Source organism: Pseudomonadota bacterium (genome assembly GCA_026390555.1).
Lineage (GTDB): Bacteria > Bdellovibrionota_C > UBA2361 > UBA2361 > OMII01 > OMII01.
Window position 1 is genome coordinate 1 of sequence record JAPLFS010000060.1, and the last position, 17,826, is coordinate 17,826.

16 protein-coding genes are annotated in these 17,826 nt (G+C 52.7%); 6 read left to right on the plus strand and 10 right to left on the minus strand.

Features of this window, described 5'->3' with window-relative positions; translation table 11 throughout:
• Positions 1–46: 46 nt before the first annotated feature.
• From NTV65_07690 to NTV65_07735, 10 genes are all read right to left on the minus strand, one after another.
• On the minus strand, positions 47–1,294 hold the full coding sequence (locus NTV65_07690) for an aspartate kinase (protein ID MCX6115078.1): 1,248 nt from the start codon (positions 1,292–1,294) through the stop codon (positions 47–49).
• Positions 1,291–1,749, minus strand: coding sequence for a tRNA (adenosine(37)-N6)-threonylcarbamoyltransferase complex ATPase subunit type 1 TsaE (gene tsaE / locus NTV65_07695; GenBank protein ID MCX6115079.1), 459 nt, complete (start codon positions 1,747–1,749; stop codon positions 1,291–1,293). Before tsaE ends, NTV65_07690 begins: the two co-directional genes overlap by 4 nt.
• Entirely contained in the window at positions 1,746–3,368 is a 1,623-nt protein-coding gene (locus NTV65_07700; protein MCX6115080.1) for an NAD(P)H-hydrate dehydratase, read from the minus strand. The genes tsaE and NTV65_07700 overlap by 4 nt, the downstream gene beginning before the upstream one ends.
• The gene (gene glmM, locus NTV65_07705; protein ID MCX6115081.1) at positions 3,365–4,729 is read right to left on the minus strand and encodes a phosphoglucosamine mutase; all 1,365 of its coding nucleotides are present in this window, start codon (positions 4,727–4,729) and stop codon (positions 3,365–3,367) included. The genes NTV65_07700 and glmM overlap by 4 nt, the downstream gene beginning before the upstream one ends.
• 26 nt (positions 4,730–4,755) lie before the next feature.
• On the minus strand, positions 4,756–5,724 hold the full coding sequence (locus NTV65_07710) for a CdaR family protein (protein ID MCX6115082.1): 969 nt from the start codon (positions 5,722–5,724) through the stop codon (positions 4,756–4,758).
• On the minus strand, positions 5,724–6,542 hold the full coding sequence (gene cdaA, locus NTV65_07715) for a diadenylate cyclase CdaA (protein ID MCX6115083.1): 819 nt from the start codon (positions 6,540–6,542) through the stop codon (positions 5,724–5,726). The genes NTV65_07710 and cdaA overlap by 1 nt, the downstream gene beginning before the upstream one ends.
• Before the next feature lie 10 nt (positions 6,543–6,552).
• Complete coding sequence (gene ftsH / locus NTV65_07720; protein MCX6115084.1) at positions 6,553–8,421, minus strand: ATP-dependent zinc metalloprotease FtsH; 1,869 nt, start codon at positions 8,419–8,421, stop codon at positions 6,553–6,555.
• 112 nt (positions 8,422–8,533) lie between these two features.
• Positions 8,534–9,502 carry a tRNA lysidine(34) synthetase TilS gene (gene tilS, locus NTV65_07725; protein ID MCX6115085.1) on the minus strand — a complete coding sequence of 323 codons (969 nt, stop codon included), beginning with the start codon at positions 9,500–9,502 and terminating at the stop codon, positions 8,534–8,536.
• Positions 9,503–9,565: 63 nt separating this feature from the next.
• Entirely contained in the window at positions 9,566–10,087 is a 522-nt protein-coding gene (locus tag NTV65_07730; protein MCX6115086.1) for an Hsp20/alpha crystallin family protein, read from the minus strand.
• A 55-nt stretch (positions 10,088–10,142) separates the two neighbouring features.
• Positions 10,143–10,559, minus strand: coding sequence for a DoxX family protein (locus NTV65_07735; protein MCX6115087.1), 417 nt, complete (start codon positions 10,557–10,559; stop codon positions 10,143–10,145).
• Positions 10,560–10,742: 183 nt separating this feature from the next.
• Here NTV65_07735 and NTV65_07740 point away from each other — a divergent pair, with 183 nt between their 5' ends.
• The 6 genes from NTV65_07740 to NTV65_07765 are packed head-to-tail and all read left to right on the plus strand — an operon-like array spanning position 10,743 to position 17,799.
• Positions 10,743–11,711, plus strand: coding sequence for a MoxR family ATPase (locus NTV65_07740; protein ID MCX6115088.1), 969 nt, complete (start codon positions 10,743–10,745; stop codon positions 11,709–11,711).
• A 12-nt stretch (positions 11,712–11,723) separates the two neighbouring features.
• Entirely contained in the window at positions 11,724–12,620 is an 897-nt protein-coding gene (locus tag NTV65_07745; protein ID MCX6115089.1) for a DUF58 domain-containing protein, read from the plus strand.
• A gap of 2 nt (positions 12,621–12,622) precedes the next feature.
• Complete coding sequence (locus tag NTV65_07750) at positions 12,623–13,108, plus strand: hypothetical protein (GenBank protein MCX6115090.1); 486 nt, start codon at positions 12,623–12,625, stop codon at positions 13,106–13,108.
• Positions 13,105–14,079 (plus strand): VWA domain-containing protein, encoded by a 975-nt coding sequence (locus NTV65_07755; protein ID MCX6115091.1) that lies wholly within the window; start codon positions 13,105–13,107, stop codon positions 14,077–14,079. The genes NTV65_07750 and NTV65_07755 overlap by 4 nt, the downstream gene beginning before the upstream one ends.
• Before the next feature lies 1 nt (position 14,080).
• The gene (locus tag NTV65_07760) at positions 14,081–15,964 is read left to right on the plus strand and encodes a VWA domain-containing protein (GenBank protein ID MCX6115092.1); all 1,884 of its coding nucleotides are present in this window, start codon (positions 14,081–14,083) and stop codon (positions 15,962–15,964) included.
• Complete coding sequence (locus tag NTV65_07765) at positions 15,958–17,799, plus strand: BatD family protein (GenBank protein MCX6115093.1); 1,842 nt, start codon at positions 15,958–15,960, stop codon at positions 17,797–17,799. The genes NTV65_07760 and NTV65_07765 overlap by 7 nt, the downstream gene beginning before the upstream one ends.
• Positions 17,800–17,826: the final 27 nt, after the last annotated feature.

The following is a 17,826-nucleotide window of genomic DNA, read 5'->3' on the forward strand; positions in this document are numbered from 1 at the left end:
CTCACAACACTCGCCGAAATACTGCACTCTCTTGAATCGTAACTATTTACCCCGGTATAAATTCCTCATTAAGCACCCGCACAGCCGCCTCGCAAAACTTTCTGGCCACAAGAACTGAGATCTTTATCTCTGAGGTATTAATCATCTGTACGTTAATGCCCTCACGCCCTAGAGCTCTAAAGAACCTTCCTGCGACATCGGTGTGATGGCGCATCCCGATACCGACTATAGATACCTTGGCGATATTGCGCTCAATAGTAACCCCCTCGGCCCTAAGTGCTTGTATAATCTCTCGAACAACCTCCAATGCTGCGGAGCTCTGCTCGTCGGCGACGGTTAAGCTCACATTAAGCAGCCCTGGGCCGATATTCTCCTGAGAGATCATATCGACCAGTACCCCCCGCTCTCCAAGCACCGAAAATAGTTTCGACATCGTTTCTATATCAGACGGCATGCTCTGAATCATCAGCCGTGCCTCATCAAGTTTATGGGTAATACCGCTAACAATAACCTGTTCCATGCCCTCCTCCTCTCTTACTATCCATGTACCGTTAACACCGGGCTTAAACGCCCCTGCAAAGGTTGAAAGCACTACAAGCGGAACCCCGTAACGCATCGCAAAGTATACCGAGCGAGTATGCAGCACCTTCGCCCCAAGACTCGCCATCTCAAGCATCTCCTCGTGCGTTATGCGCTCAAGAAGGCGTGCTTTAACAGAGAGCCGCGGATCGCACGAAAATACCCCTGTAACATCTGTGTAGATAAAACAACACTGCGCACGTAATGCTGCAGCTAGTGCAACGGCTGTAATATCCGAACCACCCCGCCCTAAGGTTGTAATATCACCACTATCAGCTACCCCCTGAAACCCCGCCACAACTGGAACTAGCCCGGCGGCAAGAGCGGCGTGTAGCGCCTCTGTGTCTATCTCTTCAATCTGGGCATTCGTATGCCGCTCATCGGTTACTATACGCAGCTGTGAACCGAGCAGACTCTTTGCCGGAATACCGATACTAGAGAGCCGCATGGCGAGTAGTGCAACGGTTACCTGCTCGCCACTTGCTAACAGAACATCTAGCTCACGGGGTGCAGGGTGTTCCACGCAACCCTTGGCGAGTGCTAGCAGTTTATTGGTCTCTCCCGCCATAGCGGAGAGCACCACCACCACACCGACTCCGGGATTCTCGCTCTTAAACTGCATAACGAGATCGGCTACATGCTTTATGCACGCTACATCACCAACCGAGGTACCCCCGAACTTCATAACGACTATCGGGGCTAACGGCGCGCTCATGCTCCACGGCTCCCCTTAAGGGCTAACACAAGGGGCTCCGCTAAGGGGCCTGAGAGCTCCACACTGCGCTGTTCGCCGTCAAGTAGTTCAATTCTAATCAGCAGCTCCAGATCTCGCAGGATCTCAGGACACCTGTCGGGCCATTCGATTATGCGAACGATCTTGGGATCTGGTCGTTCAAATAGTTCATGCGGTAGGCTCTCTAATCTGTATAGGTCCCAGTGCTCAATCAGAACGCCACTATCGGTTGGATAGTCGTACTGCAATGTATAGGTTGGCGAGGCTACCTCCTTAGCTGAGCCTCCGAGCGCCCCGACCAGATACCTAACCAAGGTGGTCTTTCCGGCTCCAAGGTCCCCAATAAGCCCAATTGAGATCCCCCCTTGCAGTAACGACGCAATAAGCTGTGCTAGGTTCTCAGTCTCTAGCTCTGAGCCGATCGATAAAGTGCTCATCGCTCTAGAGCTCCGATAATGGAGGGCACAGCCAGTGCAATTTCACTCGCCAGGATTGGCCCAGCGCTACGTTGCGAAGCCGCCTCACCAGCAGCGGCATGAATATAAGCGCCAAGCGCTGCAGCACCAAAGAGAGTGGTGGTACGGGCCATGCATGCAGCTATCACTCCACTTAAAACATCCCCACTTCCAGCTACCGCAAGATAAGGTGTCCCACGTGGTACTAAAGCTCCCTTGCCCTCGGCGTATAGCAACGTCCCAGCGCCTTTAAGCAAGACCGCACAACCGTAGTGCTGCGAGAGCTCGCGAACCGCTGCAAAGCGGTCGCTCTGAATCTCAGCCGTAGTGTGCCCCAAGAGTCTCCCCGCCTCTGCGGGATGGGGGGTAATAAGTGCCCTAAGATCTGAGAGCTTTATGCCCTGCTGCGCGATATGGTTAAGCGCATCTGCATCTATCACTACCGGCTTTCCGAGGGTCGTCAGGCCAGCAATAACCGCTGCCACAAATTGCCCAGTTTCTTGAGCCATGCCGAGCCCCGGACCAAGTACGATCAGATCATTAGAAGCGGCTAACTCAAGGGTGCGAGCGACATCATCCTGGCACATAAAGGCTCCCTCACCTGGCAGTAGCTCATTGATGCACTCAAGCGGAGCTAGTGCCCCCCTCCAACTCCCCTTAGTCACCAAGCTAACCAAGCCCGCCCCACTTCTAAGCGCTCCGAGCGCTGCCAGAATAGGAGCTCCCGGCATCGAGACCGAGCCTCCTAGCACCAAGACCCTTCCGAAATCACCCTTATGAGCCTCACTTTTACGGGGCGAGAGCTTCGGCAATGTGCTATCATGTACGGCGCAAAATTCTATATTTTTCTGAACGGTAATTCCGATCGCCGCGACAACTATCCGACCACAGGCAGCGCGGGCAGGAAACTGCAGTAGTCCGCGCTTTATTAGTTCGATACAAACCGTAAGGTCGGCTGTAATATGGGGAGTTGTAACGGCTCCGGTGTTACAATCAATGCCGGTTGGAATATCTACCGCCACGACCGCAAGATCCACCCTCTCAGATCTCTCCTGCACAACGCGCCGTACCAGATCCGAGATTCGAGCACCTAAGATAGCGTGCTGGCCAGTTCCAAGCAGAGCATCGACTACAACTGTAGCAGAGCTAAAAAGAGCCGAGAGCTCCTCCTCGCAGAGAGCCTGAGCGCTTGCGCACGCAGCCAATAATGCCGGTGCTACAGGCTCTACCGTAACTACGTTAGGAAAACTTTTAAGCTGCTCCATGCACTCAGCAGAGTAACGTTCAGCTTCGGCAACAAGTGCTGTTACCGAAACACCACGTTGCGCCAGATGCCTCGCTACAACTAGTCCATCGCCCCCGTTATTGCCGGGACCACACAGCACCAATACATACTGCTGGACTGCTCCCTTAAGGATCGTCATTATCTGATCAGCTACAACACCCCCGGCTCGTTCCATCAGCTCAAGCGCTGGCGTACCCTGCGAAATAGTCTCTGCATCACACTGCGCCGTCTCGGCGCTAGACGGCAGCATCCACGCACTAGCCTCAGACGAGGCGAACTCTATCGGGCTGAAGCTACCGGAGCTAACGTTGCTCACATGGCACCAATTTCTTTCTCAACTATTGCAGCGAGCTCAGTTGCATGGCGCTTACAGAGCTCTTCGTCCTCACACTCAACCATAATACGGGCCTTATTCTCGGTGCCCGAGTACCTGACCAGTATACGACCACGCGAACCAAGCTCGCGCTCCCTCTGCTCAATCGCGCTAACGAGGTTGGGAATAGACTCAAGGGGTGGCTTCTGAGAGACCTTTACGTTAATTAGCCTTTGCGGAAAGGTGATGAATGGTGCCGCCAACTCAGACAGGGGCTTGCCTGTGCGACACATCACGGCCATTACCATCAGCGCCGTAAGCATTCCATCACCTGTAGTAGAGTAGTCTGAGAATATAGTGTGTCCGGACTGCTCACCTCCAAGTTGGCAACCCTGCCGAACCATCTCCTCTAGAACCGCACGGTCCCCAACTCCAGTACGCAGTACTTTTATGCCGTGCGAAGCTAGTAGCTTATCGAGCCCAAGGTTGGACATAACCGTAGCCACTATAGTCTCCTGCTTAAGCAATCCACGCTCCTTAAGATCTATGGCGCAGATGGCTAAGATTACATCACCATCAAGAACACGACCCTTCTCATCAACTAGGACACAGCGATCGGCATCACCATCTAGCGAGATGCCTAAGTTAAGGTTCTGCTCGACTACCAACTTGCCAACAACCTCGGGATAAAGGCTTCCAAACGCTGCGTTGATGTTTTTTCCGCTCGGACTGATACCACGCGATACCACCTCTGCGCCGAGTTCGCTTAGGGTCTGCGGCCCAACTACGTAGGCGGCGCCATTGGCACAATCTAGCCCTATCTTTAGCCCCTCAAGTGAGTACTCACGGGGGAAGCTCTCCTTGAGGTAGACGGTATAGCGCCCGATGGCGTCGTTGATACGGGTAGACTTGCCGATATGCCCAGCATCGACCGCTTTTCCGTCGAGAATACCGGGCTCCAGCAACGCTTCGATCCTTTGTTCAAGCTCGTCAGGTAGCTTAAATCCATCAGATCCAAAGATCTTGATTCCGTTATCTTCAAAGGGGTTATGCGAGGCCGAGATAACTATTCCAGCGTCTGCCCGCATGCTCTTTGAGAGATAGGCAACGCCCGGTGTCGGCACAGGTCCGCACAACATCAGATCTGCTCCCATCGCAGTGATTCCAGCGGCCAGTGAGCTCTCGATCATATAACCGGAGAGGCGCGTATCCTTTCCGATTAATATTCTGCGCTTCTTATCGCCCTGCATAAAAACCTGAGCAACCGCCTTGCCTAAGCGCACGAGCGTTTCAGGATCTAATGGCGAGACACCAGCCACTCCACGAATCCCATCCGTTCCGAAATATTTTCTTTTTATCGCCATGCTAAATAGCCTCCCAACTTCTTTTATTATTTCCTCTCTCTACCTTCCGCTGCCAATGTCTCTGCCACTACCGCGGCCGGTACCTTCGATGATCCTGCCCACCATACTGCTACACTTGCGGGTGATATCTTTACAAGGCGCACTCCGAATGGCAGCGCCACACTAACTTCAACCATATCACCCGAACTGGACGGAACGTTACTAAGCCTAATAAATGGCACCACATCGATCGGATCTATATCTTTGAGCAGCTGCGGAGCTCCTGCTAGCGTCACCGAGACCCCTGTCGGCTTAAGCCTTATGCCCTTACTATTTGCCGATATGCGCACCTCGATCGGCCTTGCGGCGAACTGCCGCTCAGAGGGCAACTCCTCAACCTGCACATGTGCTGAGATCACACCTATCGAGAGCGACGATAGCGCTCCAGGACTTCTGAGCGAAAGTGCTACGCTCTGTGAGCCCTTAATATCTCGCAGATCAAGGGGCTGCGTCTCAACGGAGCGCAGTTGTAGCAGCTCTGAGCGTGGTCCCTTAACCGTAACGGTCTTGGGAGTAAGTTCTACCCCTGTAAGATTAAGCCCCTTTGCTAGTTGCCCAAGACGAGGCACCTCGATCTTAATCTCGCGCTCCTCGATGGCCTCAAAAACGAGCTCAAGCTCAGGTGGATCTATTCTTACCACCTCAACTAAGTGCGGTAATGATATATCTGAGCTCAGCAGCGGCGCAACGTAGCTCCCATTCACTGCTTTAGATAGCTGTAGCCGAAGCGGCGGCGGCGCTGCCGCCACTTCGCCCACCAGGAACGAGGGCCCCTTAATAGTCACCTGCGCACCCTGCTTTGTGCGCCCTACGAGCATCTTATCGGCCGGTGGATTGCGAATCTCAATCGGAACAAAGATAGTTAGGACCGTGGAGTTGCTAGCATCCTGAAGAGCGTAGGCAAGCAACACTGCCGCAACAACCGAAACCAGTTTTAGGGTCAGATTCTTCAGCACTATTTTACCGCCGCCCCCATGAATCGGCCGCTCTGCCTCCGTTGCCCTCCAGCAGTGGCGTTATTTTCCAGCAGCTCCTGCAACGAGGCCGCATCAAGGTTACGATACATCCGTCCCTCGATAATTAGCGTGATAGAACCGCTCTCCTCCGAAACAACTATAACCATCGCATCACTGCTCTCCGCCAGGCCCAGTGCTGCGCGGTGGCGCGTTCCAAGGTTAGGATCTATGTCCGGATTAAAACTAAGGGGCAGAACGCAACCGGCCGCCTTGATAGAGCGACCCTCAATAATAACAGCGCCGTCGTGCAGAGGTGACTCCTTAACAAAGATGCTATAGAGCAATTTGCGGCTAAACTCAGCGTTTAGAACGACCCCCTCCGCCATAAACTGCTCAAGCCCAACATTGCGCTTAATTACAATTAAGCTCCCGAGTTGTGCCTTTGCGAGCTTACTAACCGTGACGGCTATCTCGTCTAGAGTATTGGGGCCGCTTTCTGGGCGTTGCTGCTGCGCCAGTAAGAACGGCTTAATACCCACATTCGTTAAGGTACGGCGGATCTCATCCTGAAAAATCACCACTATCACCAGAATAATTGAGTTGAGAAAGTTATCGATTAACCAGGCTACCGTGACAAGGCCGAGCGGTTTCGCTATGGCGTATACCACTGCAATCGAGGCCAACCCAACCAACATCGGAGCAGCACGAGTTCCGCGCACTATCAGCAGTGCGCGATAGATCAGAAAGGAGACGATAAAAACATCTAGTGCCTGAATCAGCAGGGAGCTCGATATACCAAACGTGTAGTTATCCAACATGCCCTACCCATTACGCCGCAACCGAAACCCCGACGCTAGCCTCACTCGTTCCTGATGGACCACCCTGAGGGCCTGGCGACAAGGTCTCGCCCTTAACGATCCGCTCGATATCATCTGAATCGAGGGTCTCCTTTTCCATAACGGCCTTGGCAAGGTTGTGCAGAACCTCAAGGTTTTCTGCTACGATCTGTTTAGCAACCTCGTAGCGCGACTGTAAGATGGCCTTCACCTCCTGATCGATCTCAAATTGAACCGACTCTGAGTGCTCACGGCTCTTGCCTATGTCACGTCCTAGAAATACATGCTCCTCCTTCGCGCTATAGTGAACAGGTCCAAGCGCACTCATACCCCACTCACACACCATGCGCCGAGCGATATCGGTGGCACGCTCGATATCCGAGCTTGCCCCGGTATTCATCTCCTGAAATACGAGCTCCTCAGCAGCTCGTCCACCAAAGAATACAGCGAGCTGATCCATCCAGTATGACTTGGAGTAGGTATGCTTGTCTGCTTCTGGCAACTGCTGCATCAGACCGAGAGCCATTCCACGCGGAACGATAGTTAGCTTGTGAACCGGATCGGCGTTTGGAAGCTTCTTTGCTACCAATGCGTGTCCAGACTCGTGGTATGCGGTCGTGAGCTTCTCCTTCTCAGTAAGGAGCATAGAGCGACGCTCGGCCCCCATCATCACCTTATCCTTTGCGTATTCAAAATCGCTCGGCTCTACAACCGACTTATTCTTTCGAGCGGCGTAGAGCGCTGCCTCATTAACCAGGTTCTCAAGATCTGCCCCAGAAAATCCAGGGGTTCCACGCGCGATAGTATTCAGCTCCACCTCGGGTGATACCGGAACCTTCTTGGTATGCACCTTGAGTATTCCAAGGCGTCCGTTAAGATCTGGTCTTGAAACAACAACCCTTCGATCGAACCGGCCTGGCCTGAGTAACGCTGGGTCCAAAACATCCGGACGATTAGTTGCAGCGATCAGGATCACCCCTTCGTTGCTCTCAAAGCCATCCATCTCTACTAGGAGTTGATTGAGTGTTTGCTCACGCTCATCATGACCACCCCCCATGCCAGCACCACGGTGGCGGCCGACCGCATCGATCTCATCGATAAAGATAATGCAGGGCGCGTTCTTCTTGCCCTGAATAAAGAGGTCTCGCACCCGTGAGGCTCCGACACCTACGAACATTTCAACGAAATCTGAACCGGAGATGGTAAAAAACGGAACTCCCGCCTCTCCTGCAATCGCCTTTGCGAGCAGGGTCTTGCCAGTTCCTGGCGAACCGATCAGCAAGACACCCTTCGGAATACGACCACCGAGCCGCGTAAACTTCTTCGGGTCCTTTAGGAACTCAATTATCTCCTCGAGCTCACCGCGTGCCTCATCGATACCAGCTACATCAGAAAAGGTTATCTTCTGCTGGCTCTCCGTGAGCAGTTTAGCGCGAGACTTGCCGAAGCTCATACCCTTGCCCGCACCCATCTGCATCTGGCGCCAGAAGATAAACCAGATTCCGAGCAGAAGCAGCAGCGGCAGAACGTTAAAAAGAAACATTAGGTAGCCCGACTGATCAGCTGGCTCCTGCACCTTGATATCGATACCCTTTTCGATCAACTTTGGAACTAGGCTATCGTCCTTAGGTGTCACGGCCACGAAGGACTGGAACTTACCTTCGTTGTTTCTATACTCACCAAAAACCGAGCTGCCCTCAATTCGCACAGTTTTCACATTCTGTTTATCAACCTGCTGCAGGAACTCGCTATAGGTCAGTTCAGTGGGGGTCTCCCCAGTTGGTTTCGCGAACTTGTAGACACTGAGGGCCAACAGAACGATCGCAATCCAAAACACTCCATTTTTTGTCACTTGAAAAATTCTCCACCTAAATTAAGGAACAGATACATTTGTTACTTGCCCAAGCTGGCAACTGGCGCAGCTCAATATAATTTGAGGGCGACTGTATTTCACACCTTTGTTTACCGCAGAGTTAGCTTCTGGACAACCTTGAGCTTTTCAGCCCAGTACGATCTCGGCTGATTGTACACCCGCCCCCCAGTTCTACACTAAGTTGCTCGCCAAGTAGTAACGATAATCCAACCACCGCAACCCTCTCTCCGACCGAGAATCCCAGTAATGGGGTCAGTAACACCTGTACGGTGCGCCACTGCAGGGCGTGCGGTTGCTGCCGAAGGAACACCGTACACCGTTCCAACCAGGCGAGATCCCCATCCCTAATGGCTCCAATAGTGCTAGCAAGCCCCTCAGCCACCCCCTGTAGCGCCTCGCAATCGAGCGCTAAAGCCTGCGCCCGCTCAGATAGGCTCCATACGACCGAGGGGTCAAAATCACGCTCCAATGCTGGAATTAGGGTATGGCGCACCCTATTGCGTAGCAGCGTAGTGTCAGAATTCGTCGGGTCCTCAGTCCACGGCACCTTATAGCGCTCGGCATACTCCTCCACCTGTTGACGCGAGATATCGAGGAGCGGCCTTAGGCAGCGACGCTGATCGTCTTGCAGATCAATAGAGTTTAGCTCCTTATTAGCCAATAATCGCATAATAAGGGTCTCAGCAACATCGTTAGCGGTATGAGCCGTTAAAACCCAATCGAGCTGATGTTCTACTATCACCCTCTTAAAGGCGCGGTAACGCTCCTCCCTGGCCCAGGCCTCCATGTTAGTTCGAGCTGGGAGCTTTCCTAGTCCTATTACGTAGCACGGAACCTTATAATGGGCGCATCGTGCGCGCACAAATTCAGCATCTTTTTTGCTAGAAGATCGCAAGCCGTGATCGATATGACAGACATGCAGCTCGATCTCAAGCAGGGCCCGTACCCGTATTAGGGCATCCAGCAGCACGCAAGAGTCTATCCCCCCTGAAACCCCGATAAGCAAGCGCGCACGCTTCGGAATGCGCTGTTTTAAGGTTGTAGTAATTGAGCTTCGACGTCGTGCCACGGTGCATAGACTCACAGTGCATAAAGTATAGTGCGTGACAGAAAAACCTGCCAGCCTTTCGCCCTATGATGGGCGTATCTCAACCTTTTTTGCGCTGCTCGCAGCTCTCTCCTTAACGGGAATGGTGATCACAACCAGCCCTTTAGAGGAGGTGGCCTCAACCCCATCCTCCTCGACCTGCAGATCGGAGAGCGGAACTATGCGCTCAAACGCCCCGTAAATAGACTCGACGTAGCTCCAGGCCTGCTCGCCGCTCTCCTGGTGCTGCGGCTTGCGTTCACCACGAATAATTAGCCCCTCCTTTGTTAGCGAGATCTCGATGTCGCGCTCATCCATACCGGGCACCTCAACTGTCACGATCAGCTCACGCTCCCTTTTGGTCACGTTCACCGCCGGCATAAAGGAGCCCCAACGCTCCCCGAACTGCGCCAGGGGCTCAGAGAAGAACTCTGGGACTATAGAGCTGTGCAGAAACTCGTTGAAGAGGCGATTGACATGTCGTGGCAAGGCAGCTGCTGACTGCTCATCCTTACCAACTGGGAGAAGTTTTTTTCTGGAGTTCCAGGGAACTATACGGCTAGGCATATGTTGCTAATCTAAAAGGCTCGAGATTCAAGACATTTATTCGAACTAAGAACCTCTAGCTTGGCTGTGGCTTGCCAATATTATCGATACTAAAGGCCCCAGGACCACTATATAACAGCGAACAGGCCGCTCCTAGCAGAATGATATCTTTGTTGAAGATATCAAAGGAACCTGGGAATATACCGAACGCACACACAAACGATACTAGGATTAGACCACCCAGGATCCCGCATAGGGTCGTCCACATACCAAGTATCATAAGCCCTCCCAGCGCGATCTCAACATATGGCAACAGGGTCCCATAAGCCGCAGCTACATTGGTTGGAAGCACCCCAAAAGAGCGCACCTGCTCAACAAAGGCCGAAAGGAGTTGTAGTTTTCCTAGGCCCGCCAGAACAAAGTATGCACCGAGCGTTAGCCTGATAAGCAGCGGACCGTAGCGCGCTGCACCTATGGGTTGATTCATCTTCATGATATGCAAGCTCCTTTAATGGTCCGTCAGCTCCGATCTTACCTTTTAGGGTTTAGTAAGACCAGCTACACTCTGGTTACTTAACTTTCAACTGGTACTTTATTCCGACTCTAAGCAGCTCACAACTGCTTAGTTTTAGGTTATAAGGACAATAGCTTGTTTACAGGGCCTTAGGATAGAACCATGGATAACCTTGCACCCGATACAACCAGCGAGATATTTCGTCAGATTAAGCTCGAGCTTCACCGTGAGATAGTTGGACAGGATAGACTCCTTGAACGGCTCCTGGTGGCGCTACTTGCCGATGGACATATCCTACTTGAGGGGGTGCCGGGGCTCGCCAAGACCAAAACATTGACGGCCTTAACGCAGGTGCTAGATGCCAAGATGAGCCGCATTCAATTTACCCCCGACATCCTGCCCTCAGACGTAATAGGCACCGAGGTCTACCGCCCTCAGAGCGGGGACTTTGTGATTAGAAAGGGTCCTGTCTTTACAAACCTACTTCTAGCGGATGAGATCAATCGCGCACCGGCCAAGGTGCAATCGGCGCTACTTCAGGCGATGCAGGAACGCGAGGTCACTATCGGAGAGGAGACCTTCAAGCTGCCTGAGCCGTTCATGGTCCTAGCTACTCAAAATCCACTTGAGCAGGAGGGTACCTATGCGCTACCGGAGGCGCAGGTCGATCGCTTCTTGATGAAGGTTAAGGTCGGATACCCCTCCTTTGAGGAAGAGGTCTCTATTATCGATCTAGCCTCTGGTGCGCGCAGCAACTCTCAAAAACTCAACAAGCTACTTCCTATCTCGCAGCTTGAGCAGCTCCGTCGCCAGTCGCATGAGCTCTACATCGATCCAAAGATCGATCGCTATATCGTTTCACTCGTACATGCAACTCGCAACGGAGACGCCTACGGACTGAAGGGGCTAATTGAGTGGGGCGCTTCACCGCGTGCCAGTATAGCGCTCAAGACCTGCGCCCGCGCACTCGCCTTTATCAAGGGCAAGAACTTCGTAACACCGGATGATGTTAAGGATATCGCACCGGACGTTCTGAGACACCGCATCCTCGTTACATTTGAAGCCGAGGCGCGTGGTGTTGATAGCGATGAGATAATCCGCACCCTGCTAAGCGGCGTAACGATACCGTAGGGAGACCCCCGCATGGCGGCGCAACCACACGAACCACACGCACTACACCTTCCTAGCTCAGTTGAACTACGGCGCGTTCAGTTGCGCTCGCGTCGATTGGTAACCGGGGATCTGCTTGGGCAGTATCGCTCAGCGTTTCGCGGCACCGGCCTGGTTTATACCGATATTAGAGCCTATCAACCCGGAGATGACGTTAAGCATATCCACTGGAAAGCAACGGCCCGTACCGGCACCGTATTTGTTAAATCGTATGAGGAGGATCGGCAGCTCCGGGTGCTGCTCGCAGTTGATGCTAGCGCCTCGATGCGTGCACCACAGGCAACCCAAGCGTTCACCAAGGCGTTAGAGTTCTGCTCGATGGTTGGTGCTATGACACAGCGCGGCAACGACCTGCTCGGGCTGCTGCTATTCAGCGACGATATTATAACATATCTACCACCAAAATCGGGTAAAAAGCGCTGCAACCAGGTCATCTCCCAACTGATGGAGGCACGCCTTTCCAGTCCTGGCACCGATATGGCCAAGGGCTTGCGTCATATATCAAGCACGCTCCGTAAACCGAGCATCGTGTTTGTTATCTCGGATTTTCTCTGTGCTTCATTCACCTCCGAGCTTAAAACGCTCAGCGCTGTGCACGATGTTGTTTTGGTCCAGATCCAAACCCCAATTGAGAGCCTGCCGACGTTAGGCCTTGTAAATTTTACCGATGCAGAGAGCGGGGAAACGATAGTAGTTGATACGAGCAGCAGATCGGTTCGCAAAGGTTTGACCGAGATCCTTAAGAAGCACCGTAGCGAGACTAGCGATAGCGCACGCGCCTGTCGCGCCGATCATATCGTCGTTACCGATAGCGCGACTCGCCCACTAGTGCGCCTGATGCGGGAACGAGCAACACGAGCACTACGGTGATTATGCAAACAGCTATCCCAACCCCATACGATATTACGGCCATTCCGTTCGTAGCATGGGCTCCAGGATTATCTACCTGGGGCATCTTTGTACTAGCCTTTGTGTTCATCGCGATGTTCGTTCTGTTTATTAACTGGCTCAAGAGGGGTCGGTCGACCTATGCCATCGTTGCAAAGCTGCTGCAGGAGCTAACGAAAGTTTCAACTATTTCGTCGATACCGCAGATAGAGCGGGTCTCAAGACTAGCGCGCCGCATACTCTCACATCTACTAGAAGTTGATCTCTCAAGCCTCTCGGCTGACGAGTTAAGACAGCGCGCGGCAGTAATCGAGGATATGCTTGCGCGTAACGCCTTAACCATGATAGCGCAACTTAAAGAGCTCTCTTATGCCCCGCAATCGAGCCAGACATTAGGCGAAGCATCAACTCTGGTCCGCACGCTCATCAAAACGCTAAACGATTATGCAGCGAGGGTCTTAAAACCGTGACCTTCGCATATCCATGGCTACTACTACTCCCTATATTTTATCTCGGAACACGCCTCCTGTTTCGAACTCGCCCTGCAGCTACCCCCTGCCCCAGTTCGAAGCTTTTGGCGTGCCTGCCGCGCAGCTTTCGTCTCAAAATTAGGGAGCCGTTACTTGCTATACTCGCTATCACCTCAATCCTCTGCCTAGCCGTTGCTGCCGCGCGGCCTCAACGTATTACTCTCTTTGAGCAGCCACACCGAGCAAGAAATATCATGCTCGTGGTAGACGCATCTAACAGCATGTCGGCCCAGGACTTTCCAACAACCCTTGGTTACGCCTCGCGCATGGATGGGGCGAAGAGCGCCGTTGCTGAGTACGTTCGCTCACGTCAGAAAGATCGCATAGGGCTAGTGGTGTTCGGAAATACGGCCTACCTGCAGAGTCCACTAACCACAGACACTGCACTCGTAGAGCAGTTGGTTAATACGCTCTATCCCCGTATGGCTGGTGACGGCACCGCTATCGGTGATGGGCTCGGTTTGGCATTGAAGCGCTTACGGGACGTTACGGGAAGAACCAAGGCTATTATTCTGCTAACTGATGGGGTTAATACGGCTGGTCAGATAAGCCCCTTTAAGGCAGCCGAGATAGCCAGAGATCTTAAGATCCAGATTAACACTATCGGTCTCGGCTCAGGCCGGGCCGCACTAGGTGGAATGCTCGGTACGCCAGGCCGAGCTGTGGCTGAATTCGACGAGGAGTCCCTTAAGCAGATAGCCCAGATAACTGGCGGGGCATATTTTAACGCCAACAATCTGGCGGACCTGCAGGAGGTTTATCGTAAGATAGAGCAGCTCCAGGAGAGCGAGCTGGAGCAACCAGACCGCACCATAATCGAGGAGCTCTATCCACCCTTTGTTCTGGTGGCGCTACTAAGCTACCTACTCGGAGTAATTTTAAGCGCTACCTATCTCTTAAAGGTGCCGTAGTATGCAGGAGCTTTATAAGTTCGGTATGGTCTCGCCACTAGCATTAGCGACCCTTGCGGTGCTGGCGCTCTGTGCTGCATTACTCTTTAACCGTTATGGTGTGCGCACCGAGCGCCTTGAGGCGCTCGGTTTCCTAGTTACTCGATCGATAATTAAGGTGCTGGCTCTGGCTCTTCTGCCCCTACTTCTAATGAGCCTGGCTCTTATAAGGCCATACTATGGAAGCCAGGATATCGAGATAGATTCATCCGGCTATGACTATATGTTTCTGGTAGATGTGAGCCGCAGCATGCTCGCAAAGGATGTGCCACCATCCCGCATCGAGCTGGGAAAGCGTAAGATAAAGGACCTACTGGAAGAGTTCGTCAAGAAGGGCGCAACTAATCGCTATGGCATTACGCTCTTCGCCGGAAGCTCCTATGCACTCTGTCCGATTACAGATGATGTTGCGGTTGTTCGGCAGTTCGTCAATTCTATTAGCCCCGATATGGTTACAAGTCTCGGCTCCAACCTTGAAGCGGGGATTACAACGGCCCTTGAGCGCTTCAGTAAAAGCAAGAGTAACAACGGTCGAATACTATTGATCTCTGATGGTGAGGATGATCAGATAGCGCTAAAGCGGGTGCTTACACTTATCAGATCCAGCGATATTCCGTTCGATGTGCTGGGTGTTGGTACCGTCGAGGGTAGCCCAATCGAGCTTGAAGATGGTCTCTTCATTAGAGACAATAAGGGTCTAATCGTTAACAGTAAGTTAAATGATAACTCGCTTCGGGAGATAGCCAAGGCTGCCAACGGCGTTTACATTCGAGCCACCCTATCGGACGAAGATATTCTACAACTAGTGCGAGCCGGGACACCCTTACTTGCTACCAACTCGACCGGAAAGCGCACTATTCGCAGCTATAGCGAATTTGGTTCATGGCTTGCGCTAGCAGCTCTAATCTCTGCGATACTAATCTCAACCTTTCATCGTGGGGGATTCGCCCTACGCGCGGTGTTGCTGATGATGCTTGTAGCGCAAACGGCTGTCGCACAAACTACAGCGGCACAAACTACAGCAGCACAAACTACAGTGGCGCAGGATCTAACTGCTCGTGCCGCGTTTGAGCTCTATAACGCAGGAGATTTCGAAGGGGCGGCCAAAGCCTTCTCACAGGTACTAGTGGAGGAGCCGAACAACCGCTCACTACAGCAGGGCCTTGCTAGCGCGCTCTTTAAAACGGGTAAATTGCCTGAAGCGCAAAAACTCTTTAGAGAGCTAGCCGATAGCGCCCCTAACGGACGCGCCTATTTTGAAAATACCTTTAACGAGGGAAACACCCTGCTGGCCATGAAACAGTTTCAAGATGCGATCGATGCCTACACTAAGGCGCTCGATGTAAAGCCCGATGATATGCAGGCTCTGCACAACCGCGCAGTTGCGCGCGCGCTCCTTGAGGAATCAAAAAAGAATCCGCCAACCCCCACCCCTACACCAACTCCAACTCCCTCGTCGCAATCCTCGCCAACATCATCATCACCAACTCAAACGCCCTCAGCCGAACCATCTAGCTCCCCCCCACCATCTGCTGCAGCGTCACCCTCTGCGTCCCCTGACCCCTCTGCAGCTCCCTCACCACAACCCTCGCCTAATCCATCAAATAAGAGCCAAACGGCTACCCCAAACAGCTCCCCTAGCCCACACGACACCCCCCTTAAAGAGGCGCAAGATAAACAGGATATGGAGCAACAACCCCCATCAAGCGCTTCCCCCTATGCCGACAAGGAGCAGGAGCTTCCCCCTCTGGGTGAGGCGCAATCATGGCTCGAGTCCCTTCCTGAATCGCCCCTGATGATCCGACGTGAAAAACGCGAGCCTCCAGAGGGAGGGCAGCTGTGGTAATAATATTAGTACGAGATTTTATGCTTAGGTTAATTTCATCGATAAAGGAGGTGGCTGTAACCACCCTAGCCGTGTTGCTAATTATACTGCTGGCCACTTCGAGCGCCCTCGCTCAGAGTATCCTTACTACTGATATCGCCCCACAGTCAGGCACGCTAGACGATCTATTTATATTTACCGTTACGATCGAAGGCTCTCAAACTGGATCGGCTCCACTTCTCAGCGGTGGGGATGATTTCGAACTACAACTGATCGGGCCGCAAACGAGACTCTCTATTATTAACGGCGTGGTTAATTCAAAGATCTCCTATGTGTATCACCTTACCCCCAAGCGTGTAGGGAGGCTCCTTACCCCTGCGGTAGAGGTTGATATTAATGGTGATGACTTAGCGGCTGCCGCCATTAATGTTGAGATCTCTAAGGCAGCGCCCCCTAGCAACGCAGACTCCTTTACTAACGGTGCCCGGATAATCCTCAAGCAGTCGGCCGCTCCCACTGAGATCTATCAGGGTGAGCAGCTCGTTAATTCACTTGACCTATATACAAGGGTTGAGCTGGTCGAGCCGGCACTGGATGACCTGTCAACCGACGGTTTCTGGCAGGAGTCGATTATTGAGGGCGATCGTGCGCGACGTTTAATAAACGGTACGGAGTACGTCACCGTTCAGATTTCAAAGGCGCTTTATCCTTTGCGATCAGGTATACTTCAATTACCGGCGCGCTCACTAAGGGCCAAGGTACCCAATATACGCACGGTAAGACAGAACAATGGATTGGATCCATTCGGTAACGATCTATTTCAGCATCTCTTTCGACAGGTCGAGTACCAGCAGCTCTCTCTAGTATCAAACGAGATCTCGGTGCAAGTTAAGCCCCTTCCAGCTATTCCAGCTGAGCTACATAGGCTCTTGTCTGGGGTGCCGATCGTTGGTGCGACTGAGATTAAGTTGGAATATGATCCTATAACTATCAAGGTTGGCGAGAGTAAGAGCATCACTATCGAGGTGAGCAGTGCGGGAAATCTAAACCCCCTTAAGAACATTACGCTCGTTGCTCCAGGGGGTCTGAAGATCTACGAGGAGCGTCCGGATACAAAAAAAGAACGTCGGGGCGATCTATTGATCATGCGCCGATATTTTCGCTACTCCCTCGTACCCCTAAAACCTGGCTTCTTTCGCGTCCCTGCGGCGCAGCTTGCATTTTTTAATCCAGCCAGCGCACGCTATGAGGTGCTAAAAACATCCGAGATAGCCTTTGCTGTTCAGGGGGAGGCATTAACTGCAGGTCAGGCGACTGACTCATCGCATTCAGACATGCCCCGCAGCGGCCTTATACCAACTCTGCCCCCAGTTCCGATCGGACCTGGGCTTGAGTACGAAGAGGTAACGTTGTTAGAGAGCCTCTCTGAACAGATCAGCACGCAGTTTGCGCTCCTGCTCCTTACGACCGTAATCGCCCTTGCCTTACTGATAAAGATCGGAGCGAGCACGAAACCCCGCGCAGCGCCGTTAGGATTATCACATAAAGATCTTGAGCAGCTAGAAACCCTACCGCAACTAGAATCGTTTCTGCGCGCACTAGTGGCGCAGCGTATCGCAGGAATTAGACAGGAGAGTACTAACGATGAGATCCGAGCCCGCATTACCATTGGAGTCAAGGAGCGCGAGCTCGCTCTGGCACTACGTACTCTGTTCGATGATATCGAGCTACTGCGCTATAGCTCACCTGCCAAGCGGGATGGCTCGGCTACAGCTACAGAGCCTGGTATAGAGGAACTGCCTGCCCTAAAGGAGCGAATTCGCGGCATCCTCTCGCAGTGGCATAGGAAGGGCTAGGTAAAAGTGCAGCACTGCGCCAAAACT

Coding starts and splice junctions, on each gene's coding strand:
- NTV65_07690 (MCX6115078.1), bottom strand. CDS start 1,294: ATGAGCGCGCCGTTAGCCCCGATAGTCGTTATGAAGTTCGGGGGTACC.
- tsaE (MCX6115079.1), bottom strand. CDS start 1,749: ATGAGCACTTTATCGATCGGCTCAGAGCTAGAGACTGAGAACCTAGCA.
- glmM (MCX6115081.1), bottom strand. CDS start 4,729: ATGGCGATAAAAAGAAAATATTTCGGAACGGATGGGATTCGTGGAGTG.
- cdaA (MCX6115083.1), bottom strand. CDS start 6,542: ATGTTGGATAACTACACGTTTGGTATATCGAGCTCCCTGCTGATTCAG.
- NTV65_07730 (MCX6115086.1), bottom strand. CDS start 10,087: ATGCCTAGCCGTATAGTTCCCTGGAACTCCAGAAAAAAACTTCTCCCA.
- NTV65_07735 (MCX6115087.1), bottom strand. CDS start 10,559: ATGAAGATGAATCAACCCATAGGTGCAGCGCGCTACGGTCCGCTGCTT.
- NTV65_07740 (MCX6115088.1), top strand. CDS start 10,743: ATGGATAACCTTGCACCCGATACAACCAGCGAGATATTTCGTCAGATT.
- NTV65_07745 (MCX6115089.1), top strand. CDS start 11,724: ATGGCGGCGCAACCACACGAACCACACGCACTACACCTTCCTAGCTCA.
- NTV65_07750 (MCX6115090.1), top strand. CDS start 12,623: ATGCAAACAGCTATCCCAACCCCATACGATATTACGGCCATTCCGTTC.
- NTV65_07760 (MCX6115092.1), top strand. CDS start 14,081: ATGCAGGAGCTTTATAAGTTCGGTATGGTCTCGCCACTAGCATTAGCG.